The following is a 20,663-nucleotide window of genomic DNA, read 5'->3' as shown; positions in this document are numbered from 1 at the left end:
TATTTGTGTTAGACGTATTATTTCCTGAATTGCCAGGTCTTGAATGGGAGTTATCAAAGACTCCCATTTTTAATACCAAAATTATGACTTCAGCGAACGGTAGGGAGCTTCGAGCAAGTTACCAGGCCGTTCCGAAGTATGAAATATCTTTGTCATTTGCCTTTCTACGTGAATCGAAAGGACGTAATGAACTACAACAACTCGAAAGCTTCTTTATCGAGCGCCGTGGAGCATTTGATTCCTTTCTTTTTAAGATGCCTGATGATAGTGATTACGCATGTACTTTTGCAGGTGATGGCACTACTACGAGTTATCAACTCTATAAGCAGATGCATACATCACAGATCCCTTTGGCACACACCAAAACAGAAACTTTTTTTCAGGTCGATCCAACGTTTTGGAACGATAACGATAATCAGCAGTTTTGGAGTGACAATGACTACGATCTGTTCTGGGATGACACTACAGCTCAAGTTACTAAGTCAGGTCGGGTCACGCTATCAAAGCCACTGAAACCAGGTCATAAATTTGATGTAAATGGCACGTATTACTACCGTTGTCGTTTTGCTGACGATGAACAGCAATACACCAACTTTATGAGTAATTTGTGGAAAGCCAATAAGGTTGAAATGATTGGATCTTTAGGAAATAAAGTATGAGAGCAGCTTCTCCAAAATTAATCGCATTACTTGATGCTGATCAGTTTGTGATGGCAGATCTGTATACGATCACGACAGTTCAAGGTGATGTATTTCGATACACAAATTATGACTTTGATCTGACTGTTGCTGGTCAAACATATAGTTCGAGTGGTCCAATCATCAGCCGTGAAGGAATTAGTCTGTCACTCGGTATTGAAGTTGATAATTTATCCATCAGTATTGATTGTATTGATGATAATGAATGGAACGGCATCAATGTTGTTCGTGCTTTTCATAATGGCCAATTGGACGGTGCTCGATTTAAGTTAGAGCGCATTTTTATGGATATGAATACGCCAACAGATACCAGTGCAGGCACGATCAAATTGTTTGAAGGTCGAATCATTGAGCCTGACTTAGATCGTAATTCCATTCAAGCCAGTGTTGCGTCAGATCTGGACGAATTGAACGTGCAAATGCCACGAAATCTGTATCAGCCAAGCTGTACCAATACGCTATTCGACACAGCATGCGGTCTACTGCGACAAAACTTCATGGTGCAAACGACGATTGAAGCAGGCAGTACTACAGCACGAATTTTATGCCAGGTGAATCAGCCACAGGGTTGGTTTACTCAAGGTGTGATTGAGTTTTTAGACGGTGGCAATGCAGGTCTGAAACGAACCATTCGCATGCATGAATCAGGTGCTTTGTTATTGACTTTGCCATTGTTGGAAGCACCGCAGGCAGGTCAGCGAATCAAGGTTTATCCTGGATGTGATAAACGTTTAGAAACTTGCCAAAACCGTTTTAATAATTTCAGCCGTTTCCGTGGTGCGCCATTTATACCAGTGCCTGAAACTGCCGTTTAACCAAATTTGTATTAATCCATACCCAGCCATTGAGCTGGGTTTTTTTATGGGGTAAAGATATGCCTATTCCATCACCAACTGAATTTCGTGATAAAACGAAAAAACACTCTCAAGTGCGTGAAATGCTTGCTCAGATGGCTGAGAGTGTTGAGTCAAAAGAAGATTCTACAGCTAAAAATAATATTAATTTATTTCGAGGAATAGCGGCACACGCGACCCAATATATTGCGAATACATTTGATAAATCAACATTAAAAGCTGACTATGCACCGACAGAAATCAGATACAAAGGCATGAATGTAAATGGTGGTTTTACAGTACCGTTTAATGGTGAACTTCGTTCAAAACTGCAAATTTGGGTAAAAGTTAAAAGTGCAGCCTTAAATTCTGGAACAAACATGAGCTTTCTTGCGCAAGCGGTTAAGCAAGATAATGCTACATTTTTAAGTGCTTACGGTAACATTGCAGATGGTGCTACAGGTTGGATAAAACTATCTGAAGTTGCGTTAAGTGAAGCCAATCGCGCTGTGTTCAAGCATGTAAACATTCAACCGCAAGTCACTGGTGGAGCTGAATTGGTTGTTGAGGATTTTTATGTTGGTGAAGGCGTTCCAACAAATCCGTTTGTGCGAGTTAATGAACCAAAAGACGTTACAATTGCTCGAAATTCTGAGAGAAAAAGTATCTTGCCACACTGGACAAAAATGCCTGTTTTCGATGGTGTGAGCTACAACGAAAATAGTGATATTACAATCCAAGCAGGGAAAGAGCTAACACTCGACTTAACTGTAAGTGATTTAAATAAGGTGTACTACTGTGGTTATCTTGATCAAATGAGTACAGGAGATTGTCGCTTCTTTTGGACAGGCTACCCAAAAGATTCGTCAACCGTCGAGGTGAGACCTTACTTCTTGTGTTCAACTCAAGGTAATGAGTTCTCACTGTCTAACCCATTTGCAAAAACAGTCAACAGAGTGCAGTTGGCTATTCATAATTACGGCACATCTGCAATTACATTGCGATCGTTTGAGCTTTGCTATGATCCTGTTGCTGTCAATGCTAAAAAGAAAATCGGTGATCGTTTCGATGAGTCAAAAATAAAGTCAGACCTGATCAAGGCAGTAACATCACAAAAACCTGAAAAGAACTTTTCATCATTCCCAGACTGGTCTGTTGTTGCGAAGTCGGTCGATAGCAAGCGATATGCAGTCAGTGGAGCAGTTTACAGCGAAGTAGTGGCGCTTGGAAATATCAAAACTGGCAAAACTTATTATATTAGCCTGCCCGATTCTGTAGCAACTTTGGGAACTGGGACTGCTCAAATCACTGTCTATCATACGAAAGCAGACGGCACAAGTCTTGGTGGGCTAAGTGCTAACATTACATCAAGTGGTGTAAAAAATGTCAGCATTACAACGACAGCAGAAACAGCATCACTAAACTTTCGTATCAACTTAACAAATGATGCAAAAGTAGAGCTTGGTCGTTTGATTGTTTCAGAAGTTCCGTATTCTGACGATCTTATTTTTGAAGATTTATTTAATGAGGATCAGACAGGGACAATGCTGTCAGATTGGGAATATCCAACTTTGTCGGGCTTCTCAAAATACGGTGATCAGTCAGTAGAATATCCGATCACGATTGATGCGGAAGGTGATCGAGTGTTATCTATTCCAGTTACTGAAACGTCAGCAACCTATGGGCAGGGCGCTAAATACATTGTTAATATGCCGTCAGATCAATCCAAACAAGTCGTTGTATCATTTTTAGCTAAAAGCGAATATGAAACAACGAATCCAACACGGATATGGATGCGTTTGTTTAGAGATGGTCAGACTTCGGAAATTACTGCGTTCGTTGGAAACATTTTAATTAACCGTGATGATTCTTGGACGTTAAATCAGGTCATTATTCCAAGAACGTATAATGGCTATGCTATTAAGTATGCTGAGTTGTTTTTTCTGACAGAGAATACAGGTGTTGTTCCATTGCAGTTAAAGCGATTTATTCAAACCGTTGGAAGCCATAATCCATTTGTTAAGTTTATTAAATATGCAAGCGAAAAAACTGCAACAGGTTTAACCGATTATCTGCGTTTGAAAGATGCTTTAGCTGAACAGCCTCAAAACGTCTTTAGTGTTGGACGTCAGTTGTTTAGACCGCTGAAAACAGCACAAGACACAGTTGCGGATTATGAGTTAATTAACGGTCAATCTTTGCTACCGAAGCGATTGAGCAATGTACGTCATATTGACAGTGAAGGTTTTAAAATTCTGCATGTTGATTTTGATGACAATGTTTATATCAAAAATGGTAATGCACTTTATAAAACAACAGTTGATGATCTAAATATTCGTTGTGTTGCGTCGGCAAGCGTTGGTACTGAAAAACATGGCGTATTTAATAGCTCTGGCTTGCCGTTGGTTAATGCTTCTACCCCTAAGGGGTGGCTACGAATTACTGGCGACGGGACACTTGTTATTGTGAGTAAGGAAACTGCACACTATTCCACAGACGGGGGTGCAACTTGGCTTACAGCAACGGGTTATCAAGACGTTCAGGGGATTCACTACAATGCTTGGGGAACTGATTGTGTTGATAATATTGTCATTACTTCAGGTTACAAGCCAGCCACAGAAGGTCGCGGAACTGGTCGTGTGAATTTTTCAGGCGATAACGGTAAGACTTATCAAGTTATTCTTGATATAGCAACTTCAAGCTTTATTGATAACGCTCAGCGTAATTCAATGCACATTCATGCTGTCAAGTATGATCCGTATTGGGAAGGTGTTTGGGTTGTGATGGGCGATGGCGCATTCAATAACCCAGGCTCAAGTGTTGCGTCAAACTTGTGGTTTATTGAGAAACCTGCGACTCCTGAGCAATCAATGATCAGCTTTAATACACGTAGTCAAGACTGGTTAAATGAGCAGCATGTATCAATTTTCCCACTTCAAGATTGCTTGTTGCTTGGGGCTGATGCAAATCCAACTGCTTTATATCGAATGGCTCGAACTAAAAACCCGAATGCTTTGCGTGATACAGCAATGTTTACACATAGCGCGTTAAGTCATTACGGTTGTGGTGGCTATCAACACGCACCGCATTTGCCAGCAACAATGTACTTTGGACGTGATGGCGCATACACAGGCACAGATGCACCGCATGACATTGTTTATATGACTTATGATGGCGTAAATGTTGTTGAAATCTATAAAGAGCCTGTTGACGCTACGCTAAACGGCGAAAAACCAAACTGTTTTGCTTATGCTCTAGAAAAGCATTTCATCTTTGATAAGCGTGTTGATGGTCGTTTTAACAGCGGTGGTACATGGATCATTGGCGATATTCGGTATATGCGATGAGTAAAAATCTTGAAGCAGTTACTGAAGCTATGACATGGCTCGGCACACCATATCATCACCAAGGACGTGTCAAAGGCGTGGGGGTAGATTGTGGGACTCTTATTTGTGAAGTCTATGAAAAAGTTGGACTCATGGATCACTTAGATCCGCGACCATACCCACCAGATTGGCACATGCATCAGCTTGGCCAACGATATTTGGAGCACGTTTTATCCGTGTGCTATGAAGTCGATGAGCCACAGCCTGGTGACATTGTTCTTTATCATTTTGGCAAGTGCATCAGTCATGGTGCAATTGTCGTTGAATGGCCAACGATTATTCACTCCTATATTCATCAAGGAGTAATACTCCAAGATGGCACAAAAGGAAGTCTAGCTCGCAGAATTGCGGGCTTTTTTCGTATGAAGAGGCTAAAAGAATAATGGGCGGGATATTTGGAAGTACAACAGTCAGTACGTCTGATAAGCGCATCAACTCGATGCGCATTCAGCAGTCTGCTTATGGTCTGACACAGCCACTGGTTTATGGAAAAAATCGTGTTGCAGCCAATATGTTTTGGTATGGCGATTTTAAATCTACTGCCCACACGACAACCACTAAATCTGGTGGTAAAGGCGGTAAAACCAAGACAAAAAACACAACATATACTTATTCAGCATCTTTGATGCTTGGATTGTGTGAAAACAAAATCAAAGATATTGGCATTGTTTGGCGTGATAAAGAACAGATCGTCACTAAGACTGAAGGTGGTGTGCAACTCAAGCCGATTGATCAGATCGGCTTTGAACTTTTTGATGGCGACCATAATCCAGTTTGGGGTTATTTAGCATCAAAGCATCCAGATGAAGCAGTGCATTATCCGTTCCTTGGATATGTCGCATGTGCCAATTATGACTTGGGTGGAAGTGCTGCATTATCGAATCATAATTTTGAAGTGATTAGCGATATTACATTTTCAGAAACGATCCATGATGCAAATCCTGCGGATGTGATCGAAGACTTCATTACGAATCCACGGTACGGTGCAGCACCTAGTTTGAATATGGCAGATTTATCTGAATTTCGAACATATTGTGCAGCCACTAATTTGTTGATCAGTCCTGCTTTGACAGAACAGCGTGAAGCGTTTGAAATCATCAATGAGATTGTTGAAGCAGTGAATTGTGCAGTGGTACCAAGTCCAGATGGCTTGAAAATCCGTTCCTATGGTGACAGTGCAGTGACTGGAAATGGTGTGACATTCACACCAAATCTTGAACCGGTATATCACCTCACTGATGATGATTTCTTAGGTGAAGATCAGCCAATACGTGTACGTCGAAGCCGTGACACAGATGCCTATAACCACTGCCAAATCGAGTATGTGAATCGCTTCAACCAGTACAACACTGAAACAGTTGAAGCCAAGGACCAAGCCAATATTGAAATGTTTGGTCTGCGTACACAAGATCCAGTCAAGTTTGACTTTTTCTGTGAGCCGAAAATTGCCCGTCATGCGGTGCAATTGCTATTACAGCGAAAACTGTATGTTCGAAATGAATATGAGTTTGAGCTGGGTTGGAAATACTGCCGACTGGAGCCAATGGACATTGTAACCATCACGGATGAATCGTTGGGATTGAATCAGTTTCTAGTGCGGATCACTCGGGTTGAAGAAGATGAAGAGGGTGTACTTTCAATTACTGCTGAAGAGCTTGCAGTCGGATCTCGATCAGCTGTTGAATACGATCTGCAATCATCAAACGGGTACCAAGGCGGGAATGAAGAACCAGGTAACGTCAATGCGCCGGCTATTTTTGAACCTCCATTAGAATTAACGGATGGTAAAAATCAGATTTGGGTTGCAGCATCGGGTGGTATCAATTGGGGCGGTTGTAACGTCTGGGCAAGTTTAGATAATGCCACTTATGAAATGATTGGTACGATTTACGGCTCAGCACGTTATGGCACGTTGACCACTGCAATTGATACAGATGATACATCGATGCAAGTGCAGCTCAATACGTCGTCTCAAATTTTTGGTGGTACGGTTGAAGATGCTGAAGTTGATGCAACTTTGTGTAAAGTCGGGGATGAATATATCAACTATGTTGATGCAACATTGGACGGATCTGGGCGATATACATTAAGTGGCATGCTTCGTGGGCGTTTCAATGATGCAAGCTCACATAATGCAGGCGAATCATTTGTTCGTATTGACCGTGCCATTTTTGAGTACGATTTTAATCCGAACATGGTTGGCAAAGAGGTTTATTTGAAGTTCACCAGCTTTAATGGTCTTGAGCAAAAAGAAGAAACTTTGGATGAAGTGACTGCTTATAGTTATACCGTAAACGGTGGTCGTCCTGCAGGGGTGAAGGGTCTATCACTGCAATCAGCATTTGTGGGTACCAGTTTCAAAGTGCAATGGCAACCGGCAGCGGGTGCATCTGGCTATGTTGTTCAGATTCGTTCAGGTGGAGTTTTGCTTCGAACAGTTGAAACGACGAATACCGATTATTCATACAGCATGGAAGAGGCGAAAATTGACGGAATTCAACGTGCTTATACAGTACGTGTCGCAAGTAAAAACGGTTCGATTATTAGTACCTTTGCTGAGCTGAATATCAGTAATCCAGTGCCACCACAATTGTTGAACGTGTACACATCAGCAACGGCTGATTCGATCACAGTGACTTGGATACCAAGTGAAGTACCGGATCTAAAAGATTATCAGGTGTGGATCAGTACCAATGCAAGTTTCGATCCTGATACCACGGCAGCACGTTGGACGGGTACGGAAAATGCTTGCACGATTACGGGCTTGCAATCAACGACCACATATTATGTGCGTGTTGCAGCAAGGGACGTTTGGAAGCCGACTTCGTGGAATTATTCATCACGAATAACACAGGCAACTGCTGATAGTTAAAATTTTCAACCATAAAGCACCTTCGGGTGCTTTTTTATTGCCAAAAATTAGGGGGCGCAATGTCGAATACGACACAAATTGTAGATGCATCTGGACCAGTAGCAACAGGCGCAGGTGCAGGGCTAACTGTTGTAAGTTGGCTTGCAACGTGGGATTGGGGTTTTTTAGTCGGTGTCATTATCGGCTTGGCTGGTCTTGCGATCAGTTTTGCAAACTACTTATCAAATAAGCAATTTCAAAAGCGCAAAGATCAACGTGAGCAGGAAGAACATGAACTGAAAATTGCGAAATTGCGAGGGCAATGCAATGTCAAACAAGACTAAATATTGGACGTATGGATTAGCAGCTTCGGCTGCTTTTTTTGTGGGTTTAGAAAAGCATGAAGGTTACTCAGCAAAACCCTATAAAGATAGCGGCGGGGTTGTAACACAGGGCATTGGATCTACTACTAAACCAGGTGGTAAGCCAATCAAAATGACTGATCCACCAATTTCTCGAAAAACCGCATTGGAGTGGGCAAAGGCGCACGTGTCTAAAGATGAGATTGCATTTCGAAAGTCACTTGAAGGTGTGAAACTTTCGCAAGTTGAATACGATGTGTATCTCGATTTTTCATACAACTTTGGTGCAGCTAACTGGCGCTCATCTTCAATGCTACGCAACCTGAAGGCTAGGCAGTACAAGGCCGCTTGCGATTCATTATTGAAGTGGAAGTTCGTTGCAAAGCGTGATTGTTCAGTGCGTTCAAACAATTGCTATGGCGTTTGGACTCGACAATTAGAGCGTCATCAAAAATGCATGGGGGCACAATGAAAGAATTAATAACAGGATTTATCACAAAGTTTTATGAAGCCGTCATCATTGCATTGGCGGCTTTTTTATTGCTTGCACTTATCGGCTTTGGTGTGCAGACATGGCGAGTTTCAAGCTGGCAAGATGATTACGCATTACTTGATGCGAAATATAAAACCGATCTAGCCAAGGCTGAGGCATTAACCGAAAAAGCGAAAGCAGATGCTATCGCAAAAGAAAAACAATGGTCTGAAAAGCTACTCAAAGCGGAGATTCAACATCGTGATGATATCAAACAAATTATTGCTGATAGCAATAGCGCTAAGTCCGCTATTGATCGGCTGTCAAAGCAAATCGATACAGCCTCAAGTCGTATGTCCACAGCTACCCGAGAAACCATCATTGAGTACGCTAGTGCCAACGGTGTCGTACTCGAAAAATGCGTCAATGAATATCGAACAGTGGCGCAACGAGCTGATGAACACGCAGCTGATGCAAAACGATTAAATGATGCTTGGCCATAATAAAAAGCCCTCAATTGAGGGCTATGCTTTTTAAATTATTGCTGAACTGCTACTAGTTAGACTCTTTAGCAATGTGACCAATAAACTTAGCTTTAATGACCAGTGGGACAGACTGGATATTCTCTACATTACCTTTCATAAGATAGCCCTCAGGCTCTGGGTGACATGTCAGATTAAGCTTAAGTTTGCCAACATTCCCGAAGAGTGAATGTGCTTCAATATTGTGTTTGATAAACTCAAACACAACCTGTGTATCATTTATTTCGCCAGTATATGAATATATAGTATCGCCGCCATTGGCTATGTTGTTGTTCACAACCAAAATTCCGGTGCCAAAATCAATATTAATACTTTTAAAAATAAGTAAATAAACACCGTTATTCATTAGTGTTCTCGATATAAATAAACTGTGAGTAATTGTTTGATATTGAACGTATTAAAAACTAAATAATGAGTTTTTAATAATTCATTTAGTGGCTGATGCCTGAGTTTCAGCATCATTTTTAAGTGCACATTTAGATTTTTTCTGGTTTTTTATTTTTCTGTATAAACAGCCAGCTAAAATACTTGCACCTAATATTTTTAAAATTTTCATTTTGCACCTACTTCTTTACTTGGAGATTAAATAAATAGCACTCAATATTTATTTTTTCAGGTTATTTTTGTAATAAAATATAATTGAGAAAATTAAAATATAAAATTTATTTGATTTTTAGTTATAACAGGCTATTAAATATAAGAATGTATTTTACTAAAAGTTTAATAATATTTCTTGATACATTTAAATAGTATCTATATATAAATAAAGGGTCCAATCTGTATTTGTCACTAATGCTAATGACAAATATAGGAAGTAGTTATGCCAAACTTTAAACAGCCAGGTTCTAAACAGAATCAAGATTCACATAAACAACCTGATAGTGATCAGGAAAATCAACCGCAAAAACAGCAACAAGTTAGTGAACATCAGAGTAAACATGAGCAAAAAAAAGATCAGGCTCAAATAAACAAAGAGCAACAACAAGATAAAAAAAATAATTGAGTTGTTTTTTTGTCTCTGATGCAGGGTTAAAGGGGGAATTGACCACACCTCCTTTAACTTTGAGTGATTTCTAGTTGCTTTATCTAGTTAATAATTATTATGTTCAAAAGGTGAATGTCATGGATACAAAACTAGTTATTGAAGTAACAAATTTGAATTTTAAAGAAATATTGTTGAATAATGAATTTCAACAGAATAATAATGATTATCAGCATCGTAATAAATATGATAAGTTTTGCTACCATTTAGTTTTAAATTCAAATTCGAGAAGAAATTATTTTAAAAATTTTATTAAATAGATTGAAATATTTTTATAGTAATAATTTTTTATCTTGCATTGTTCTAAATATATTGCGAAGTGTTTCGTTTGTGTGCATTATTTTCAATTAGGCTCGGCTTACTGTTTTAAAACTATAAAATGAAAAAAAGCATAAAAGGTAAGTTATGACTCTGTAAGTTAAAAATATTAATCGCAATTCTTCATCTGAAATAGTAAAGAGATGTGGTCAATTCTGAAAGAACAAAATCTCGATAATATTCTAGGCTTGTAGCACGTAAATGCTGAATTTATAGAGAGTTGTATAAGGTATTTCAAAGAAAGAAGTACCCACCAACAATAGAAACAATAGAAGGCTTTATTGCTTCCATCTATCTACCATATCAGCCCAATCTTGCATCATTTTCCTACGATCAGCCAAATATTTTGCGTGATTGTATGATGCTCGGGTTTTATTATCGTCAGCATGTGCAAGTTGAGCTTCAATCCATTTCTCATCATAGCCATATTCATTCAGCAAAGTAGAAGCAGTAGCACGCAAGTCGTGAGCTGAAACATCTTCAATAGCTAAATGTTGAAACATTCTATTTAGGGTCATCTGGTTAAGCATTGAATCCGATTTATAAACCGAAGGGAACACATAAACTTTATTACCAGAATTTAAATATTGGTTTTTAAGAATTGCGTAGACTTGTTCCGACATCGGAAGAATATGTTCGCGGCTTTTCTTCATGGCAGCCTTAGGAAAAGTTACGATGCGATCGTCAAAATCTACCCAAGACCATTCCATGCGACGTATTTCTATGGTTCTAAGCATCGTGTAAAGCAGCATAAGACCAGCATTTTTTACCGTTTCAGTGCCGCCGTAAGTTTCTAAGCGAGTTCTGACCTTGATACGCTCATCTTTACTTAATGCTCTTGCATGGGTAACTTCAGGGCGGATAACCACATCACGAACAGCATATGTTGGATCATTCTCAGCGCGTAGGGTGGCAATGGCATATCGCATAACAGCACCAATAAACTTCCTATTTTGTATTGCTGTAACCTCACCAGTGCCACGATTCTTTTGAGATCTAACTCGTTTAATAGTATTTTTCAAAATACCTAAAACATCAGCTGACGTTACAGCTTTAATGTCTTTAGATCCGATAGCCGGAAATACATCTTTTTCCATAGAAACTAAAAATTGGTTTTTATAGTTTTCAGTCTTAGAGCTTAGGCGCTCTGCATAGTATTCTAAAGCAACATTTTTAAAAGTATTGGTTAGTTTGCTTTCTTCTTCAAGTTTGAGCTGCTTTCTCTCTAAAACAGGGTGAACTCCTCTAGCAAGTTTTGCCCTCATTTCTTCACGCAAAATGCGAGCATCAGCTAAACCGATTGATGGATACTCACCAAGACTCATAGATGACTCTTTACCTTGATGTGTAAATTTAAAACGCCAAACTTTCGTACCTGATGGGCGAACTTCAATATACAGGCGATCTGAATCTAATATTCGGTAAACTTTCTCTTGTGGTTTAAGTGTTTTAATTTTTGCATCTGTAAGCTTATTGGAGGCCATACGGGTAACGAACGGGTAAATTTAAGGTTACCCGCAATATTACCCGTAAATGTACCGGATTAAGAAGAACTAAAAGGAACTAATACAAACCTATTTTGTAACAAATCAGACTGTTATGTAGGTAAAAGGAACTAATGGGGAGTAGTGTGAATCTCAGTACTTTTTTTCGATCATCAAAAGCATGAGCGTATTAACCTTTGAAATTTATGCACTTAACTGTGCTTTGAATAGTCCGAAATGATTCTAAATAGTTGTATATTGACCCAAATATCGTGTGGATATTTTAAATAGAAAAATAGTGAAATATTTAGAATGCAGCCAATCATAGCAAATATTATTCAATTTCTGCTGAACAATTTCGCCAAAGTTCATCGCAACTGAAATCATTTCAGCAAATTATCAACTTATAAATTTAGGATTTAAGTTGAACAAAGCAATCGGCTGAATTTAAGTGTTTAAAATGTGTTCAGTTGATATTTTAAAAAGATCTGTTTGCTGTCGTTAAAAATAGCAATTCAGGCTCTTGATGGAAAAATATGAATCGTTTTGAAGCAAAATCACCAAAATGGAGCACAAATTAATGCAAAGGTAGATTGATTAAAATTAAAACAAAATGGTTAAATTAACGTCAAAAAATGGATACTTTACGGGCTCAAAAAACCTAGATATCGATCATTAATTCAGTTATTACGCCAGTATTTTTCCATTTATAACTAGCTAAGCCATTAGTTTCTATCGTATTTAAATTCGACCTTAAAGCTTTGATAAAATCTCAATGATTTTATCGTTGAAAGCGATTAATCATTTTGGTGCAAAACCAAGTTGCACTATTTTGATACACCTGCGAGAAGTTTTTAAACAAAAGTGATGAAGAGTGGCTGAATATGGTGCATTTACTGTTACACACAGTATAATAGTCGAAAAGCTAGGAGCTAAAATCTTCTATTCTGATAAGGAATTCAATATTTTAGCTTGGCTTTTAAAAGTTGGTACGGTAATTGCTTAATAACTACCAACTACTAACACGCACTTCAGTGTGCACAAAAAAATCATCGGAGCAAAATGAGCATGGCGAACAAGGTCCTTCAACTCATCCAAGAAAGTGGCGCAAAATGGGTCGATTTTCGCTTTACTGATACTAAGGGTAAAGAACAACACGTAACTTACCCAGCAGATTCAATCGACGAAGATACGTTTGAAGATGGCAAAATGTTTGATGGTTCTTCAATTGCTGGTTGGAAAGGCATTGAAGCATCTGACATGATCTTACGTCCAGATGCAGAAACTTGTTTTATCGACCCGTTCTTTGCAGAAGCTACAGTTGTTGTGACTTGTGATGTTATCGAACCTTCAACTGGTCAAGGTTATGAACGTGACCCACGCTCTATTGCTCGCCGTGCGGAAGAATACCTAAAATCAACTGGTATCGGTGATACAGCTTTCTTTGGTCCAGAACCAGAATTCTTCGTTTTTGACGAAGTAAAATGGGACATCGATATGTCTGGCGCGCGCCACACATTAATCGCTGAAGAAGCTGCTTGGTCTACTGGTAAAGATTACGAAGCGGGTAACTCTGGTCACCGTCCACGTGTGAAAGGTGGTTACTTCCCAGTTCCTCCTGTTGATTCTTCACAAGATATGCGTGCAGATATGTGTGCAAAAATCGAAGACATCATGGGTCCAGGTCGTGTAGAAGTACATCACCATGAAGTTGCATCTTGCCAGCTTGAAATCGGTGTAAGCTTCAACACTATGGTTCGCAAAGCGGACGAAGTTCAACAGTTTAAATATGCGGTTTGGAACGTTGCTCACCAATATGCTAAAACTGCTACGTTTATGCCTAAACCAATGGTTGGCGATAACGGTTCTGGTATGCACGTTCACATGTCGATCTCTAAAGACGGCAAGAACTTGTTTGCTGGTGATGAATACGCTGGTCTTTCAGAAATGGCGTTGTACTTCATTGGCGGTGTGATCAAACACGCTCGTTCATTGAACGCAATCACAAACCCATCAACTAACTCGTACAAACGTTTAGTTCCACATTTCGAAGCGCCGATTATGCTTGCTTACTCAGCACGTAACCGTTCAGCTTCTATCCGTATTCCTTATGTTTCTAGCCCTAAAGGCAAACGTATCGAAGCACGTTTCCCAGATCCAATGATGAACCCGTACTTAGGTTTCGCTGCACTTCTTATGGCTGGTCTTGACGGTATTCAAAACAAGATCCACCCAGGTGAAGCTGCTGACAAGAACTTGTACGACCTTCCTCCTGAAGAAGAAGCTAAAATCCCTACAGTGGCTCATAGCTTAGATATGGCGCTTGAAGCTCTTGCAGCTGACCATGATTACCTTCTTAAAGGTGGCGTGTTCACTAAAGAAATGCTTGATGCCTACATCGAACTTAAAACTGAAGAAGTTCGTCGTCTTAACACGACTACTCACCCAGTTGAATTCGACATGTACTACAGCTTGTAATTCTGTACAGAATTTCACTGTAAAAAGACCCGCCTTGTGCGGGTTTTTTTATGGGATGGGTTAAGATAAAGCAAAGAGTTGAATGAATATCTAAACATGGCAAAACCACGTAAAAAACATACCGGTTTTTTCCCTTGGATTGATCCAGCGGATCAGGCAAAGGGATTTAAACTCAACTTCTCAGAAGTGACTTATTTGGAAGTTGGGCGGACCGTTGAAGGTTATAAACAGGCTCAATTTGTCGAACTGAAAAACCCAGAGCTGGCATTGGAGTTTGAATACCCTGAAAGTTTTTATATTACAACCGAAGGACTAGTTCTGATTAAAACACCGCAAGGCAAGTTTGAAGCCATTGCCAAGACAGATAACTTTTAATTCAACACTAAAAAATTGAACTGAAAAAATGACCTGCAATATTGCAGGTCATTTTTTATTGAATATCTAGAAATTTGCCAAACGTTATTGCAAACCATGCTGTTTTAAATTATCGATTTCATATGGCGCATCTTCGGCAGGGTAGCGTAAGTTTTCGAATCCTTTGGTTTTGGCAATGGACCAAATCACACTCTCTCCCGCAGGGATGTTTTGGCTGCGCTGTGAATATAGTGGGTCTTGTAGGGCGTCTGCTGCTGAAATAAAAGTCCAGCCATGCTGCTGAAAAGCAGTAATGACATCCTTTAAAAATGCGGCATTAATAGCATTCACATGTAAAAGTAAAACATGCTGTGGCGAACGATTTATGGTGAGCTGGGCAAGTTGGTCATAATAATCTGCTCGGTGAAGCAGGTGAGTAATATATGCTTGTTTTAGTCGGTCTAATTTGTCCTGATCTTGCAGTTTGGCATAGTCGAGATATTTTCGGTTATAAAACCAGTCACTGGCATCGATACTCATACCGCCAATGCGGTATTGATGCTGCTCTAACCATTGATAGACAGCATCACGTTTTTCAGCGCTATTACCTTCTTTTAAAAATGGATAACGATAGATACGTGTGTAATTCGGCAGCGTTTTTAACACTGTATCCGCATGTTCAATGCTGTGCAGATAATCTTTTAATGTGACATTTTCTTTATTCAGATTTTGGTGCAGTGCACTATGATTGCCAATCAGATGGCCGGATTGTCCCCACGCTTGAATTAGTTGCTTACCTTGATAATCACCAATTTTAATCAGGCTCGGAAAAACAATAGTTTTGATTTTTTGATCATGCAGATGCTTTAAAATTTGAGCATTGATTTGTTCCGCTTGTGCGTTAAACGCTGGATTTAATCCATCATCAAAACTGAGTGCAATAGATTTTGCTTGAACCGTGATATTGGCACAAAGTAAAACGAAAAAAATAAAAACATGTAGCGAGTAAAATGGAAACATTATGCTTGTGTAATTTAGTGGTTATCCACGACATCATACTGTGTATGTGAGGTTTGTGTTGATTGCATATGTAATGAAGTGCTTAAGCTGTTTTGGTTTTGCTCATTTTACTGAAAACAAGCTATGGGTCATGAAAAACGATGTTGAGTTGGTTACACTAAGGATTCGCTATACTCAGCAAATGCTTATAAGGGAAATGGAATATGCAGCGTCAAGCATGCGAAATGCGGGATAAAAGAATGTCTCCTGAATTAAGAACATGGTTGTATGCTTCGGGTTCATTAACTCAACAATTAACAGATTTTGCCCAAGGCGTATTTAAGGTTGAGCCAAGTATTGAGCAATTTCAACGTATGACGCTTCAAGATGCACGGTGGCTACAAATGCCAATACAGCACACAGCTTGGGTACGTGAAAGTTATTTATATGGCTGTGAAGCTGAGCCGTGGGTCAAGGCAAAAAGTATATTTCCAATCCTTAGCATACAAGGACGTGCGCGGATTTTTCAGCATATTGGTAAAAAACCGATCGGACATTTTTTATTTCAACGGACCAATCCGAAGTGTGAGCGGCGTGTACTGTGGCTAGACGATGGTTGGACACGTCAGAGCTGTTATACTTGGCATGGTTGTAAATTTATTGTTCAGGAAACTTTTTTAGCGAGTTTTGAACAATATTTGCAGAAATAACATTACCAGATGAAGGACAGTCATGGCCGTGGTGCAACAAATTACTTGGCAGCAGCGTTTAGAAGCTTATTACTATTTATGTCGCTTCGATAAGCCAATTGGCACGGAACTGGTTTTTTGGCCAACCATGTGGGCACTGTGGATTGCCAATCAAGGAACACCGCAATTCAGTATTTTGATTCCCATGATTTTGGGCACGATATTTATGCGTGCAGCAGGTTGTGCGATTAATGACTTTGCTGACCGTAAAGTCGATGGTGCTGTGGAAAGAACCAAACATCGTCCTTTAGCCACTGGAGTGATTAGTGCTAAAGAAGCCATATATGTGTTCTTGATCTTGGTGCTTGCTAGCGCATGTATGTTGTTCTTTTTACCGATAGAAACTTTTTATTGGTCCTTTGGTGCATTGTTTTTAGCGTTCATTTATCCCTTTATGAAACGCTACACGCATCTGCCACAAGTATTTTTAGGCGCGGCATTTTCATGGTCGATTCCTATGGCTTACACCGCTGTGGGGCAAACACCTGATTTGACTTGCTGGTTATTGTACTTTGGTAATTTGGCGTGGACCGTTGCATATGACACACAATATGCCATTACTGACCGTGAATATGATTTGAAAATTGGCGTGAAATCAACTGCGATTTTATTTGGTAAATATGATATAGAAATCATTTCTTTATTACAGGCGCTAAGCATTGTACTGATTGGTTCTGCGTTGTATTTAGAAGATCTCTTGATGCCATTTGGTTTAGTTGCAATGTTGGCTGTGGCTGCCGATTTTATTTACCAGTGGACTAAAACCAAAGGCCGTGATCCGCAGTTATGTTTTTGGGCGTTTCGCCATAACCGTTGGGTAGGGTTTATGATTTTTATTGGAATTTTTATGGCATTGGCTCTTTAATGTCATTGATCTGAAACTTTTTAAAATGAACTAAAGCATCCTATTCGGGTGCTTTTTTTTATGCATTAATAAAAAGGCATGTAGTTTCATGTGTAAAGAATAATGATTAAAAAGGATATTTTATGAAACGTTCAAAAATAGCATTGGCTTTGACAGTTGCAGTTTCTATGCTGTCTTTAACCGCGTGTAATGACGATGATAATGACTCATCATCTTCGAATCAAAAATCAACATTTGTTTCTGAAGCAAATTATGCTTTAGAAACTGTAGACAATACATCGTCCATAAAAGTCATGACGTATAACATGACCAATGTGCAGGGGAAAGTAGCAACAGCAACGGCTTTAGTGTTGTTTCCGAAAGCTACTCAACCTAAAGATGGTTATCGTGTTGTGGTATGGGAGCATGGAACAGTCGGAGCTGGAGATGAATGTGCGCCAAGTAAAAATGCAATTCATCCACGCTTTAAAATTCTAGCTAACACGCTTATGGCGGCAGGTTATGTAATTGTGGCACCAGACTATGAGGGTTTAGGAACCAAGGGGGTTCATCCATACCTTAATTTATCGAGTGCGGCAAATTCGGCGCTTACTGCAGTTAAAGCGGCAAAAGAACATTATGGTAAGCAACTCAATGGTCAGTGGATGTCGATTGGTCAATCGCAAGGTGGTCATGCATCCTTAGGGACGGCGGAATTTGCGAATACCGATACTAATTATAAAGGTGCAGTAGCAGCCGCACCTGCGTCGAGTTTAGGCACGATTATTAAGATCTATTTAGATCCAAAACTAAATGTTGATGCAAATGGTCAACCTAAACCCCATGGATTGAATAGATTGGATGAACAGTTGGCACAAGTGCGTTATGCACTTAGTATGGGGCAGCTTTCGGAGGTTCAAGCACAAGCGTTAATTGATCAAATTGCAGATGGCTATGCTGAGCTTTTGGCATATGCTGCATTGACCAGTTCGGGTATTAAAGCCTATGAGCCAAATTATGATTTAAAAAATATTTTTACTGCTGATGCCGGTGTTATTGCAGAAAAAGCCTATGGACGTACAGGGGATGACGGTGCATGTTTAAGTTATGCCGATCCAAATGGCGCAAATGGTTTGCAAGAACAGTTTAAAGCAGCTGTGATTGAATTTTTAAAGGATCCAACGCATACGGTTTCACAGTATGGAATTGATTTGAATAAAATCGATACCGATCCTGTTGTTCAGAAATTTTTAAATGATAATCAGCCAGCGACAAATGCTACTGCTGCCAAAGTAATTAAAGCGCCTGTGTATATTATTCAAGGTGCAAATGATCAGGCAGTTATTCCTGTGGTTACGCAAGCGCTATTTGCAAATATGAAAACACAAGCGACGAAGTATTTCCCAGATGCAAATTATGCTGAAGGTTATCAATTAGACGTTGTGCCAAATGCAAATCATACACAGGCAATTATCTGTAGAAATGCGCAAGCGGTCGAATTTATTCAAGCTAAAATGTCAGCAGGTACAGGTATTGTCTTAACCAATGAGCAAAAAGATGCAAGCCAAAGTCCACATTGTAAGGGGGGAGCTGCTTCAAGCTAAGTTTTTTCAATAATAAAAAAAGGAGCATGTCTCCTTTTTTTTGCATATTGGATTATTAATCATTCAATCCGTGAAAATGAGGGGCATCGTTAGTTCGAGCAAAGAATGATATGAAGGCTTGAGCGAATTTTGTTTTTTGCTATATTGGGCGTCGAATTATTTATGTAAATGAAAGAATCGTTATGTCTGAAGTTAAGCCAAAACCCAATACCAAAAAGATGATCATTTTGATGGCACTTGGGCTATTGATTCCTATATTTTTGGTCAGTATGGCTTTTCTTGCAGTCAATAGTGATGCTAAAAACCAAGAAAAGTATAAGCAACAACAAGCTGAAATGATTGAGCGTATTAAAGAAAAAGAAGCTCAAGATGCGGCTTTGGCTGCTGAGGCTGACCAAGCAGTATCGGAAGTGCTGGCAGCTCAAGAGTCAAATGCTCAGTAAAATTCTGCTTACATTATGGATGTGAATGCAATGCGCATTCACCCAATGTTTGATTGTACTTTACGTATTTAACAACTATTTATTTACATCATGCCTGAGCGTGTGAACTGTTGGAATACTGATGTAGCGGATTACACGGTAGCCAGCTTCTTCAAGCATTGCATCACGTTCAGCATCTTCTTGCTCTTTGCCTATATGACTGGGGTCATCAAGTTCGATAATCACAAGCACATTATAAGTTTGGTCAAGTATGACAAAATCAGTGACTTTTCGATTAAATCTATTTCTGATTTTGTAATTTTGAGTGGTGATCAGTGCGCTAAACGCCACTTGTGCTAAAATGTGGTAGTCCGGAAATGCTTCATTTAAACGATGAAACATCTTACTTTCAAAGGCGGTGATTACACGACGTGGGAAAAACTTTTGTTTGCTTCTAAACAGTCTCGGAAAGATTAAGCAGACAAGGGCAAAAGTTGCCAAGCAACCAATAATAAAAAATGTAAACTGACTGAGATTTGGCACGAAATAAACTACATATATGAAAAAAGCCCACGTCATGATGCGTGGGCTTTTTAGAATTTGGCTCTCCAACCTGGGCTCGAACCAGGGACCTGCGGATTAACAGTCCGTCGCTCTACCGACTGAGCTATTGGAGAATCTGCACGCATTCTATGGGGCAAATGCAGTGAGGTCAAGTCAGAATTGCAAAAAATAAGGAAATTTAGGCTGAATGTATTAAATATAAACACCTTTAATATAAAGCGTTTTTAAAACTTAAGCTCTGACTATTCTTTCTAATGTGGTCGGAGAGCTAAGTGAAAAGCTTAGGTCATAGAGCAAGTTATACTTATCTCAAAACAAAAGTCAGAGCATAAAAAAGCCCACGACATAATGCGTGGGCTTTTAGAATTTGGCTCTCCAACCTGGGCTCGAACCAGGGACCTGCGGATTAACAGTCCGTCGCTCTACCGACTGAGCTATTGGAGAATCTGAAGTGGATTCTAAAGATGTATGGGAGGGTGGTCAAGCCAGATTTAAATAAAATACTTAAAAATCAAATTAAGTGTTTTAAAAATAGCCGAATCAGACAACTTGGTACATATACGGATACTTTTTAGGAAAGCAAAAACAAAAAAGTAGGTATGCTTTGTTAAATATCAGGCAATAAAAAACCCACTTCGCAATGAGTGGGCTTTTTAGAATC

General features: G+C 39.5%; 20 protein-coding genes and 2 tRNA genes. 15 read left to right on the top strand and 7 right to left on the bottom strand.

Going from position 1 to position 20,663, the window contains the following annotated elements; genetic code table 11:
* Window positions 1-5: 5 nt before the first annotated feature.
* From AVJ20_RS06085 to AVJ20_RS06050, 8 genes are read left to right on the top strand one after another with little or no spacing between them, the layout of a single operon-like run.
* On the top strand, window positions 6-659 hold the full coding sequence (locus AVJ20_RS06085) for a DUF2460 domain-containing protein (protein ID WP_111884546.1): 654 nt from the start codon (window positions 6-8) through the stop codon (window positions 657-659).
* On the top strand, window positions 656-1,513 hold the full coding sequence (locus tag AVJ20_RS06080; protein ID WP_111884545.1) for a DUF2163 domain-containing protein: 858 nt from the start codon (window positions 656-658) through the stop codon (window positions 1,511-1,513). The genes AVJ20_RS06085 and AVJ20_RS06080 overlap by 4 nt, the downstream gene beginning before the upstream one ends.
* A gap of 59 nt (window positions 1,514-1,572) precedes the next feature.
* The gene (locus tag AVJ20_RS06075; protein ID WP_111884544.1) at window positions 1,573-4,878 is read left to right on the top strand and encodes a hypothetical protein; all 3,306 of its coding nucleotides are present in this window, start codon (window positions 1,573-1,575) and stop codon (window positions 4,876-4,878) included.
* Complete coding sequence (locus AVJ20_RS06070) at window positions 4,875-5,300, top strand: NlpC/P60 family protein (protein ID WP_111884543.1); 426 nt, start codon at window positions 4,875-4,877, stop codon at window positions 5,298-5,300. The genes AVJ20_RS06075 and AVJ20_RS06070 overlap by 4 nt, the downstream gene beginning before the upstream one ends.
* The gene (locus AVJ20_RS06065) at window positions 5,300-7,789 is read left to right on the top strand and encodes a phage tail protein (RefSeq protein ID WP_111884542.1); all 2,490 of its coding nucleotides are present in this window, start codon (window positions 5,300-5,302) and stop codon (window positions 7,787-7,789) included. The genes AVJ20_RS06070 and AVJ20_RS06065 overlap by 1 nt, the downstream gene beginning before the upstream one ends.
* A gap of 59 nt (window positions 7,790-7,848) precedes the next feature.
* On the top strand, window positions 7,849-8,112 hold the full coding sequence (locus AVJ20_RS06060) for a hypothetical protein (RefSeq protein ID WP_111884541.1): 264 nt from the start codon (window positions 7,849-7,851) through the stop codon (window positions 8,110-8,112).
* Window positions 8,096-8,602, top strand: a complete 507-nt coding sequence (locus AVJ20_RS06055; RefSeq protein WP_111884540.1) for a lysozyme — start codon at window positions 8,096-8,098, stop codon at window positions 8,600-8,602. Before AVJ20_RS06060 ends, AVJ20_RS06055 begins: the two co-directional genes overlap by 17 nt.
* Window positions 8,599-9,105, top strand: coding sequence for a hypothetical protein (locus AVJ20_RS06050; protein WP_111884539.1), 507 nt, complete (start codon window positions 8,599-8,601; stop codon window positions 9,103-9,105). Before AVJ20_RS06055 ends, AVJ20_RS06050 begins: the two co-directional genes overlap by 4 nt.
* A gap of 52 nt (window positions 9,106-9,157) precedes the next feature.
* Here AVJ20_RS06050 and AVJ20_RS06045 read toward each other — a convergent pair whose 3' ends face one another.
* Both AVJ20_RS06045 and AVJ20_RS18885 read right to left on the bottom strand, forming a co-directional pair.
* Window positions 9,158-9,490: a GrlR family regulatory protein gene (locus tag AVJ20_RS06045; protein ID WP_111884538.1), complete on the bottom strand. Its 333-nt coding sequence runs from the start codon at window positions 9,488-9,490 to the stop codon at window positions 9,158-9,160.
* An 81-nt stretch (window positions 9,491-9,571) separates the two neighbouring features.
* Window positions 9,572-9,700 carry a hypothetical protein gene (locus tag AVJ20_RS18885; protein WP_257235011.1) on the bottom strand — a complete coding sequence of 43 codons (129 nt, stop codon included), beginning with the start codon at window positions 9,698-9,700 and terminating at the stop codon, window positions 9,572-9,574.
* 264 nt (window positions 9,701-9,964) lie between these two features.
* On the opposite strand from AVJ20_RS18885, the gene AVJ20_RS06040 reads away from it, so the two are divergent.
* Complete coding sequence (locus tag AVJ20_RS06040; protein WP_111884537.1) at window positions 9,965-10,147, top strand: hypothetical protein; 183 nt, start codon at window positions 9,965-9,967, stop codon at window positions 10,145-10,147.
* A 635-nt stretch (window positions 10,148-10,782) separates the two neighbouring features.
* On the opposite strand, the gene AVJ20_RS06030 is transcribed toward AVJ20_RS06040, so the two are convergent.
* Window positions 10,783-11,988 carry a tyrosine-type recombinase/integrase gene (locus AVJ20_RS06030; protein WP_111884535.1) on the bottom strand — a complete coding sequence of 402 codons (1,206 nt, stop codon included), beginning with the start codon at window positions 11,986-11,988 and terminating at the stop codon, window positions 10,783-10,785.
* Window positions 11,989-13,050: 1,062 nt separating this feature from the next.
* Here AVJ20_RS06030 and glnA point away from each other — a divergent pair.
* The gene (gene glnA, locus AVJ20_RS06025) at window positions 13,051-14,466 is read left to right on the top strand and encodes a type I glutamate--ammonia ligase (protein WP_171319222.1); all 1,416 of its coding nucleotides are present in this window, start codon (window positions 13,051-13,053) and stop codon (window positions 14,464-14,466) included.
* 96 nt (window positions 14,467-14,562) lie between these two features.
* Window positions 14,563-14,841, top strand: coding sequence for a hypothetical protein (locus tag AVJ20_RS06020; protein WP_111884533.1), 279 nt, complete (start codon window positions 14,563-14,565; stop codon window positions 14,839-14,841).
* Window positions 14,842-14,925: 84 nt separating this feature from the next.
* Here AVJ20_RS06020 and AVJ20_RS06015 read toward each other — a convergent pair whose 3' ends face one another.
* Window positions 14,926-15,840 (bottom strand): polysaccharide deacetylase family protein, encoded by a 915-nt coding sequence (locus AVJ20_RS06015; protein ID WP_111884532.1) that lies wholly within the window; start codon window positions 15,838-15,840, stop codon window positions 14,926-14,928.
* A gap of 203 nt (window positions 15,841-16,043) precedes the next feature.
* On the opposite strand from AVJ20_RS06015, the gene AVJ20_RS06010 reads away from it, so the two are divergent.
* From AVJ20_RS06010 to AVJ20_RS05995, 4 genes are all read left to right on the top strand, one after another.
* Window positions 16,044-16,529, top strand: coding sequence for a chorismate--pyruvate lyase family protein (locus AVJ20_RS06010; RefSeq protein WP_111884531.1), 486 nt, complete (start codon window positions 16,044-16,046; stop codon window positions 16,527-16,529).
* 22 nt (window positions 16,530-16,551) lie between these two features.
* Window positions 16,552-17,433 carry a 4-hydroxybenzoate octaprenyltransferase gene (gene ubiA / locus AVJ20_RS06005; protein WP_078191899.1) on the top strand — a complete coding sequence of 294 codons (882 nt, stop codon included), beginning with the start codon at window positions 16,552-16,554 and terminating at the stop codon, window positions 17,431-17,433.
* Window positions 17,434-17,555: 122 nt separating this feature from the next.
* Complete coding sequence (locus tag AVJ20_RS06000; RefSeq protein WP_111884530.1) at window positions 17,556-19,016, top strand: alpha/beta hydrolase family protein; 1,461 nt, start codon at window positions 17,556-17,558, stop codon at window positions 19,014-19,016.
* 182 nt (window positions 19,017-19,198) lie between these two features.
* Window positions 19,199-19,459, top strand: a complete 261-nt coding sequence (locus tag AVJ20_RS05995) for a hypothetical protein (RefSeq protein WP_111884529.1) — start codon at window positions 19,199-19,201, stop codon at window positions 19,457-19,459.
* 75 nt (window positions 19,460-19,534) lie between these two features.
* On the opposite strand, the gene AVJ20_RS05990 is transcribed toward AVJ20_RS05995, so the two are convergent.
* The 3 genes from AVJ20_RS05990 to AVJ20_RS05980 all read right to left on the bottom strand — a co-directional run bounded on the left by AVJ20_RS05990 (window position 19,535) and on the right by AVJ20_RS05980 (window position 20,446).
* Window positions 19,535-20,017, bottom strand: a complete 483-nt coding sequence (locus AVJ20_RS05990) for a DUF2726 domain-containing protein (RefSeq protein WP_171319228.1) — start codon at window positions 20,015-20,017, stop codon at window positions 19,535-19,537.
* 22 nt (window positions 20,018-20,039) lie between these two features.
* Window positions 20,040-20,115: transfer RNA gene (locus AVJ20_RS05985), tRNA-Asn, on the bottom strand.
* A gap of 255 nt (window positions 20,116-20,370) precedes the next feature.
* Window positions 20,371-20,446 (bottom strand) — tRNA-Asn (locus AVJ20_RS05980).
* Between the last annotated feature and the right edge of the window lie 217 nt (window positions 20,447-20,663).

This window comes from Acinetobacter sp. CFCC 11171 (genome assembly GCF_003268405.1).
Taxonomy (GTDB): Bacteria; Pseudomonadota; Gammaproteobacteria; order Pseudomonadales; family Moraxellaceae; genus Acinetobacter; species Acinetobacter amyesii.
The sequence above is the reverse complement of the archived record's forward strand: the minus strand, read 5'-3'. Positions and strand labels throughout refer to the sequence as shown.